The 8450-nt window shown below is 44.1% G+C and carries 7 protein-coding genes and 2 pseudogenes; 8 read left to right on the top strand and 1 reads right to left on the bottom strand.

What is annotated here, in order from left to right; translation table 11 throughout:
* The 4 genes and pseudogenes from LIR34_RS04900 to LIR34_RS04885 form a co-directional block, all read left to right on the top strand.
* A partial coding sequence (locus LIR34_RS04900; protein WP_279606851.1) for an RNA polymerase sigma factor occupies window positions 1-248 on the top strand: 248 nt, incomplete at its 5' end.
* Window positions 221-1324, top strand: a complete 1104-nt coding sequence (locus LIR34_RS04895; protein ID WP_173902145.1) for a DUF4179 domain-containing protein — start codon at window positions 221-223, stop codon at window positions 1322-1324. The genes LIR34_RS04900 and LIR34_RS04895, both read left to right, overlap by 28 nt.
* Before the next feature lie 233 nt (window positions 1325-1557).
* Window positions 1558-2484: pseudogene (locus LIR34_RS04890) on the top strand (DUF4368 domain-containing protein); the annotation flags it as partial.
* Window positions 2480-2638: pseudogene (locus LIR34_RS04885) on the top strand (TnpV protein); the annotation flags it as partial. The pseudogenes LIR34_RS04890 and LIR34_RS04885, both read left to right, overlap by 5 nt.
* Before the next feature lie 60 nt (window positions 2639-2698).
* On the opposite strand, the gene LIR34_RS04880 reads toward LIR34_RS04885, so the two are convergent.
* Window positions 2699-3691, bottom strand: a complete 993-nt coding sequence (locus LIR34_RS04880; RefSeq protein ID WP_114001657.1) for an AraC family transcriptional regulator — start codon at window positions 3689-3691, stop codon at window positions 2699-2701.
* A 200-nt stretch (window positions 3692-3891) separates the two neighbouring features.
* On the opposite strand from LIR34_RS04880, the gene LIR34_RS04875 reads away from it, so the two are divergent.
* The 4 genes from LIR34_RS04875 to LIR34_RS04860 are packed head-to-tail and all read left to right on the top strand — an operon-like array spanning window position 3892 to window position 8448.
* Complete coding sequence (locus LIR34_RS04875) at window positions 3892-4476, top strand: MptD family putative ECF transporter S component (protein ID WP_118037278.1); 585 nt, start codon at window positions 3892-3894, stop codon at window positions 4474-4476.
* The gene (locus LIR34_RS04870) at window positions 4476-5216 is read left to right on the top strand and encodes an energy-coupling factor transporter transmembrane component T (protein WP_118037277.1); all 741 of its coding nucleotides are present in this window, start codon (window positions 4476-4478) and stop codon (window positions 5214-5216) included. Before LIR34_RS04875 ends, LIR34_RS04870 begins: the two co-directional genes overlap by 1 nt.
* Window positions 5217-5233: 17 nt before the next feature.
* Window positions 5234-6706 (top strand): ABC transporter ATP-binding protein, encoded by a 1473-nt coding sequence (locus LIR34_RS04865; RefSeq protein WP_173902144.1) that lies wholly within the window; start codon window positions 5234-5236, stop codon window positions 6704-6706.
* A complete protein-coding gene (locus LIR34_RS04860; protein ID WP_114001655.1) occupies window positions 6703-8448 on the top strand; it encodes an ABC transporter ATP-binding protein in 1746 nt (581 codons plus the stop codon). Before LIR34_RS04865 ends, LIR34_RS04860 begins: the two co-directional genes overlap by 4 nt.
* Window positions 8449-8450 lie beyond the last annotated feature (2 nt).

Here is an 8450-nt window from a genome sequence, read left to right as displayed (position 1 = left end):
AAAAACTGGAAAATACAATAAAGGATTATGTGGAAGAGGATATAAAGAAAAAGGAAATTTTGAATATTTTAGAAAAATTTTTAAGTGATTTAAAAGCAGGGGACAGGGATATTTTTGTCAGGCGATATTGGTATATGGATAATATTAAAGACATTGCAAAAAGACATGGATGCTCTGAGACTAAAATTAAATCTAGTCTTTTTCGAAGCAGAAACAAATTATGGGAAGAGGTGAAAGAAATCATATGAAAAAAGAAAACAATTTTTTAGATCTGATGGGAGAAATAGATGAAAAATTTGTTTATGAAGCTTCCTTGCCATGGAAAAAGCGAAATGTTAATTTGAAATTTAAATTAGCAAAGATTGCAGCAGCAGGAGTTGTAATAGCATTATTGATAGGAGGTTTGGGACATCCGCATGAGATAAAGGCGGCCTGGGAACAGATTACTTCGTGGATTCAAACTGCATTGGGGATTAATGAAAATGTAGAATCATATATAGATAGTGTTGGAAAAACGATTACTAAAAATGGAATTTCTATTACGTTAGATGAAATTGCTGTTGATAAGGAGAATTTATGGGTGGCAATATCTGATAATATAAATGATTCAAAAGAAAAAGAGACTATTCTACTAACAGAAGTGGAGATAAATGGAAAAGCGGCACAGTTAGATGGAACATATGCTCTGGAGAAAAAGGAGAACGGAACAGATGGTCAGGTTTGTCATTATAGGTTGGAAGATACAACTATTAAAGATAATACAGCAGATATAAAAATGAAAGTATGGTTATTTGATCCAACAGAAATGGATACTGCAGATACAGAAGATACGGATGACTATATTTTTGAATTTTCATCAAATTGGGAAGAATTAGAGAAGAATACAATAAATGTAAATGTGAATAAAAAAATAAAGATATCTCCAAATCAAAATCTGACGATTTCAAAAATGAGCTTAAACGATTTGGCAAGTACAATTTATGGAAATTTGGATAATAAAGAATATGAAGATTATTATTTACTAGGAACCGACGATAAAGGAAATCAGGGGCTTTATAGAATGACAAATTATGGAGACACAGAGACTGTGTTTGAAGAAAGCAGAAATAATACAAAATATAAAGGAATTTCTCCAGATGCTAAAACGGTGACATTAGAATTATATGTAAATAAAGAAGAAAAAAACAGAACAACATATAAAAAATATGAAACTGGAATAGAAGATACTTACGGAGAAGGCGAAGGACGTGTTTATGAAAGTGATGAAGATCCTCTGGATTTATATAGCCCAGTGGAAGGAAAAATAGAAATTAAAATCAGATGACAAAAGAATAATTTAATCGAAGAGAGGGATGAGATACCGCAATTGGATATTTTTACTGTAGAGATAAAAAAAACAATAAAATGTTTGGTGGTACATTTAAGATTCGTATAAATAAAAATGGTAAAATTACATTTCCGTAAGTAATAAGAGAAGTTGATTAAATCTTTGAAAATCGAAAATACAAAATATAGCAAAAGTGCGATTGACGCCAACAATATCTTGTACTAATATGATTGTTCTATTGTGCCGATTGCGGCGGCAAGATGTATGTCCACCGCACCAACAATGGAAAGCAGGTTTCTCAATATACCTGTTCCAATTATACCAAAGTTCCGTGTGGGACACTATGCCCTACACAACACCGTGTCAATGAGAGTGCTGTCCTGACATTGGTTTCCGACACGCTCCGGGCTATCGCTGAATATTCCCAAAATGACCGGACGGAATTTATTCACACTGTTCAGGAGACGCAGGTTGCTCAACAGAGTGCCGATATATCGAAAAAGCGCAGGCGTCTGGCTGCTGCCCAAAAGAGAGCCGGAGAACTGGAAAAACTGATTTGCAAAATCTATGAGGACAACGCCCTCGGCAAGCTGCCGGATGCACGATATAAGGCGCTTGATGCACAGTATGCCAAAGAGCAGGATGCATTTGAGATTGAAATTGCAGAGCTGGAAAAGGCTGTTATCGGCTATGAGCAGAGCCAGAAATCCGCAGAGAAATTTATAGCCCCAATTGATAAGTATGAGAATTTTGACACTCTGACAAACACCATGCTCAACGAGTTTGTAGAGAAAATCCTTGTCCACGAACGCGCCCGAAAAGGCAGCCAGGACACCACGCAGGAAATTGAAATCTACTTCAATTTTTTAGGGCGCTATATCCCACCATCCTTACAGCCGGTTCCTTTAACCCCGGAGAAACAGGAAGAACTGCAGAAAAAAGAAGAACGCAAGGACAGGCTTCATCAGAATTATTTGAAGCGGAAAGCCAGCGGCGCACAGAAACAGTATGAGGACAAAATCAAGGCGAAGAAAAAAGCGGAAATGGACGATAAGAAAGCCCTGATCCGGGCTGAGGATATGAAAAAAGGTGTTTTTTCTACTATCGGTCAGCTACCAAAAGAAGAACCGCGCAAAGGCAGCATAGCAGCCAGCGCAGGAGCGCGTGGACACCATGTTGCCTCACATGATGGAGACTGCGGGTGTCACGGAAGAACTGAAAGCCCGCGACCCCATGCGCTGGGTGGGGTTGATGAACACGCTGAAGGCGCAGGCGGAGGAAATAATTTTTCAAGAGTTGATTTCTGCATGAGATTTTAGGCATAAGAAAGGCCGGGATTTTGCTGACAAGTGGCAAATCCCGGCTTTGTTCTTATCGGTTTTCCAAATTCTTTGACCGCCGGTATTCCAATGGCGATAGGCCGAATTGTTTTTTGAAAACTGATGCAAATTTGCTTTGATTCATATAGCCGACCAACTCTGCTATTTCTGCAACGGACAATCTTGTAGAAGTCAGTAACTCTGCAGCTTTTTTCATTCGGACTTCCCGTAGATAGATGGAAATATTTTGACCAAAAACGCCACGAAAATAGTTTTTTAAGCTGGTTTCGCTGACAGAAAACTGAGCTGCCAATTCCCATGCAGGATGATGTTGCCGCAAATCGGAAGTGATAATTTTTTCAACACGTTTTGCTATATCTACCTGTGTTTCAGTAAAAAATGTGCAGGCTTGCGATGGGGGGATATTGTTAAGATTTTGTAGTAATGAAAATAGAGCCAGAACATAGATCTTCATTTGAGAAATCGAAAACGGAGGCACAATATCAAAAAGTTCCCAGAGCTTAATCAATATTTCTTCAACTTCAGGAGTAACTGCTGAGATATAAGTGTTATCGTTTGGGCAAAAAAGTTCAATGATTTTAGGAATGTCTATGCCAAACTCTTTTTGTATCCATGTACTCTCTGTTGCCAGTGTATTAGTATCAACAAAAAGCTCCATTCCCTCATAGATACGGCGAGGATAGACATATTGCTTTTGGGCAAAACACTCCGTGAGAGAAATATCTCCATCTTTCACATATACAAAGTTTCCGTTATTCAAGATAATCTCGCAACGGCCAGTCACGCAATAGTTTAGGAGCAAAGGCCCTTTTTTAATGAAACTATCTTCACCCAAATTTGGAGCTGCCCACGTCGGAGAATTTATAAAAATATACGCAATAGTAAGTCCGGGGAAAAGTTGAAAAAACGTCATAGACCCTTTTCCTTCCTTAGTTTTCATAAGTAGTTCTGCGTTGAACTCGCTACGTTTTATTGAAACGCCGGGAATTTCAATACATTTTCTAATAATATCATCAATCTTCATTTTTAACTCCTGTCGATTTGTCTGGCTCATTGCCCTTGATTTTAATCATATTATAGAATTGTAAGCGAAGTCAGTCAATAAAAAAACTCGTTGCTGTTTGGAGCCAAAAAGATGATTGGTTGTAGAGAGCTACTGCTAACTATGGTATCTTATAGAGAGGTTAGAAAACGCTAACCAGCAAATGAATGGAGGTATTCGTTATGAGTAACAAGTTACAAGCAAAAGACCTGATTAACCTCGGTCTGTTCACCGTTCTCTACTTTGTGATTGGCTGCTGTGTCGCCATTCCCGTCGGCTTTGTACCTATCTTTTTGCCGATCCTCGGAGCATTGTGGTCTTTGATTACCGGCATCCCGTTCATGCTGTTCCTGACCAGAGTTAAAAAATTCGGCATGGTTACAATTATGGGAATTTTAAGCGGCCTGCTGATGGGGCTGACTGGCATGGGATTTTGGGGCGTACCGATGGGCGTGATTTTTGGGCTGCTGGGAGATCTGATCTTGAAATCCGGCGGTTATAAAAGCGCCAAGAAGAGCCTGATCGGGTATGCGGTGTTCAGCCTTTGGATGGTTGGTACATATATCCCCATGTATTTCATGGTTGAGGATTCCTGGGCCAGTTTTGCGGCCAGCTTTGGTGAGGAATACGCTGACAGGGTAATGGCTGTTATGCCTATGTGGAGCATTATTCTGGTAATCGCCGGAATCTTCATTTTTGCGATCCTGGGCGGACTTTTAGGTAAGGCGCTTCTGAAAAAGCATTTTGCTAAAGCGGGCATTGCGTGATGAACGGGCTATCATTTTCAGCAACAACCGAAAAAAGAAAAGGAATCCTGCTTGATCCCCGGACAAAGCTCATTCTGCTGCTGACGATTACAACACTGATGTTCAGTACCAGTAACGAAGGAATTATGAACATCGTCAAGCCGTGTCTAAGCCTTGTCCCCTTTGCTCTGATTTTGTCGGAACGCCGTTTCAAAACAGCAGGAAAATATCTGGTGCTATATGCGGTTTGCTTTATACTGGAACGGATTGCCCTTACGAGTTTGAGCGGATTACTCTCGTTCATCGTGCTGGCAGTGACATCTATCATGACGCGGTTTGCGCCCGGCATTATGACAGGTGCCTATCTGATCTCATCCACTTCGGTCAGTGAGTTTATCGGCGCAATGGAGCGTATGCACATCACGGAAAAAATCGTGATTCCAATGTCTGTCATTTTTCGCTTTTTCCCAACCATCAGCGAAGAATATCAGGCAATCCGGGACGCAATGAAAATGCGGAACATCCATTTTGGCGGAAAAAATCCTTTTCTGATGATAGAATACAGGCTTGTTCCATTGATGGTATCCGTTGTGAAGATTGGCGATGAACTTTCTGCTGCTGCGTTGACACGGGGGCTTGGAGCCACCGTTAAACGTACAAACGTGTGCCAGATCGGTTTCCATGTTCAAGATTTGATTGCGATTCTGTTTTGCGTTATCTGTTTTGCCTTGTTTTTGTTTCAGCAGCAGATTTCTTTTTGACGGGAGGGGGTGAACCTATGATACGGATTGACCATGTGACTTTCTCTTATGGAGAAGAAAACGAGAACGCTGGTGGAGTCCATGATATAAATCTGACCGTAGAGGACGGTCAATGCGTCGTACTTTGCGGCGAAAGCGGCTGTGGAAAAACGACAATTACCAGGCTGATCAACGGTCTGATTCCCCATTACTATGAAGGAAAAATGAATGGAGAAGTGTGGGTAAATGGGGCAAAGGTTTCGGAACAGCCCCTTTATGATACCGCGAAAACGGTTGGTAGCGTGTTTCAAAACCCCCGCTCACAATTTTTCAATGTGGACACAACCAGCGAAATCACATTCGGATGTGAAAATCTCGGCCAGCCGGAGCAAAGTATTCGGGAACGATTAGATAAGACCATCCGGGATTTCCGCCTGGAGAAATTGATGGGACGCAATATCTTTCATCTCTCCGGCGGGGAAAAGCAAAAAATTGCCTGTGCCGGGGTATCCATCATGGAGCCGGATGTGCTGGTTATGGATGAGCCGTCATCCAACCTGGATGCTTCCTCTATCCTGGATCTGAGAGCAATACTTGCGTTTTGGAAGTCGCAGGGGAAAACAATTATAGTGTCAGAGCATCGGCTCTACTATCTGCGCGGTCTTGCGGATCGTTTTATCTATATTACCGGCGGAAAGGTGGAAAAAGATTACTCCGCAGCGGAGTTTGAGAGCCTGATGGAGCAACAGAGAGCCAAGTTGGGGCTGCGTACCTTTATTCTTGAAGATTTGTTGCCGCCGAAAGCATTGCCCCAGGCCGGTCAGCAAATGGAACTTCACAATTTCTGCTTTGCCTACAAAAACGAACCGGAAACGCTGCACATCCGGGAAAGTAAAATCCCCGCAAATCGTATTGTCGGGATCATCGGGAATAATGGAGCTGGAAAGTCCACCTTCTCCCGGTGTTTCTGCGGCCTTGAAAAGCGCTGCGGTGAGGTGATCTGGAACGGCAGAACTTATCGGCCTAAAGACAGACTAAATACCTGCTACATGGTGATGCAGGAAGTCAATCACCAGCTTTTCACGGAAACTGTGCTGGATGAAGTCCTGATCAGTATGGAGGAGGAAAATCAGGAGTGGGCTGAGGAAATTCTTGCCGAGTTAGATTTAATCGGCTTCAAAGACAGACACCCTATGTCCCTTTCCGGCGGCCAAAAGCAGCGGGTAGCAATTGCCTCGGCAATCGCCTCCAAGCGTTCTATCTTATTTTTTGACGAACCGACCAGCGGTCTTGATTACAAACACATGAAAGAGGTTGCCAATGTCTTGAAACAAGTCAGGGATGCAGGCATTACCTTGTATGTCATTACCCATGATCTTGAGCTGCTTTTAGATTGTTGTACGGATATTGTCCATTTTGAGGACGGTTCCATCATCGACAAATTTCAAATGGATGAGGCCGGTCTTGAAAAAATCCGAAACTATTTTATAAAGGGGGTGCCTACAAAATGAAGGAAGAAAAGAAAGAGTCGCCCATAGGCGTCTTATGGGGATGGGGCAAGCCCTATCACGGGAAATTCATCGGCAGTATTATCCTTGCGGTATTAGGCGTGGCCTGCCAGATGGTGCCCTATTTCTGCGTGGCGCATATTGTCACACTGATGCTGTCGGGAGAGCAGGATTTTTCCAGTTATATGACGGCCTGTATCGTTGCATTGTGCGGTTATTTGGGAAAGGTTGTTTTCGCCAATCTTTCAACAGTCATTTCCCACACAGCGACCTATTACACGCTGCGTGATCTGCGGGAGAATATCACCGCAAAGTTGGCTCGCGTCCCGATGGGGACGATTTTAGATACTCCGTCCGGCCAGTACAAAACGACGATTGTTGACCGGGTGGAGGGAATGGAGCCGACCTTTGCACACCTGATCCCGGAAATGACCGCAAATGTGCTGGTTCCTATTGTGATTGTCGTGTACCTGCTTATTCTGGACTGGCGTATGGCGCTTTTGTCCCTTGTCACTCTCGTGGTGGGCCTTGTGGTTATGTCCGCCGGTATGAAAAACTATCCCGTCAAGTGGGAGGGTGCTGTCAAGGCAGGCAAGCAGATGACAGACGCCATTGTGGAATATATCGGAGGCATTGAGGTGGTGAAAGCGTTCAGCCAATCCGCCGGTTCCTACAAAAAATATTCTGACGCGGTGAATTACAACGCCAACTACTATGTGGACTGGATGCGGGAAAATCAGAAAACCATGAGCGCCTATAACGCCATCCTGCCCTCGGTGCTGATCTGCGTACTGCCCTGCGGCTTTTCGTTCTGGCTCTCCGGAAGCCTGGAACTTTCCACCTTCCTGTCCATTGTGATTTTCTCTCTGGGCCTTGTTGGGCCGATTATTGCGGCCTTTACCTTTACGGACGATTTGGCTGTACTGGGGACAAATGTGGAAGAAATCAGCCAGCTTCTGAACGCCGAAGAACTGAACCATAAAGAAACGCCAATCAAGCTGGAAAATACCGGAATTTCTCTTAGGTCTGTGTCGTTTTCCTATGACGGGACAACAGAGGTTTTGCATGATGTGAATCTCGCCATCCACCCCGGAACCATGACCGCCCTTGTAGGGCCGTCCGGCTCCGGCAAGTCTACGGTGGCGAAGCTGATTGCCGGGTATTGGGATGTTACATCCGGCAGCATTACCCTCGGCGGCCATGAGCTGAAGGATATGCCGCTGTCTGAAATTGCAGACCAGATTTCCTATGTATCTCAGGACAACTACCTGTTTAACCGCAGTATCCGGGAGAATATCCGCATGGGAAGACCCAGTGCCACGGACGCAGAGGTGGAGCAGGCAGCCAAACAAAGCGGCTGCGACGCCTTTATCCGCAAGCTGGACAACGGCTATGATACGGTTGTCGGCAGCGCCGGTTCCCATCTTTCCGGCGGTGAACGCCAGCGGATTGCCATCGCCCGCGCCATGCTGAAAAATGCGCCGGTTGTCATTTTGGACGAGGCAACTGCCTATATCGACCCAGAGAATGAGGCGCTGGTGCAGAAAGCCATTTCCACTTTAACTGTCGGCAAGACCCTGATTGTGATCGCACACCGGCTGTCTACCATTGTTGGCGCAGATAACATCGTTGTGGTGAAGGATGGAACCATCCACGCACAGGGTACGCATGAGAAGCTGCTGGAAACCTGCCCCCTCTACCGGGATATATGGCAGGCGCACATCGGCGCGAAAGACCAGATGTAAGG

It is taken from the genome of Blautia sp. MSK17_66, assembly GCF_020538025.1.
GTDB lineage: Bacteria > Bacillota > Clostridia > Lachnospirales > Lachnospiraceae > Blautia_A.
Note: the sequence above shows the minus strand (reverse complement) of the source record. Positions and strands in the feature narration are given on the sequence as shown.

Excerpts from the sequence above, each read along its gene's own strand:
- LIR34_RS04895 (WP_173902145.1), top strand. The coding sequence starts at position 221 with ATGGGAAGAGGTGAAAGAAATCATATGAAAAAAGAAAACAATTTTTTA.
- LIR34_RS04880 (WP_114001657.1), bottom strand. The coding sequence starts at position 3,691 with ATGAAGATTGATGATATTATTAGAAAATGTATTGAAATTCCCGGCGTT.
- LIR34_RS04875 (WP_118037278.1), top strand. The coding sequence starts at position 3,892 with ATGAGTAACAAGTTACAAGCAAAAGACCTGATTAACCTCGGTCTGTTC.
- LIR34_RS04870 (WP_118037277.1), top strand. The coding sequence starts at position 4,476 with ATGAACGGGCTATCATTTTCAGCAACAACCGAAAAAAGAAAAGGAATC.
- LIR34_RS04865 (WP_173902144.1), top strand. The coding sequence starts at position 5,234 with ATGATACGGATTGACCATGTGACTTTCTCTTATGGAGAAGAAAACGAG.
- LIR34_RS04860 (WP_114001655.1), top strand. The coding sequence starts at position 6,703 with ATGAAGGAAGAAAAGAAAGAGTCGCCCATAGGCGTCTTATGGGGATGG.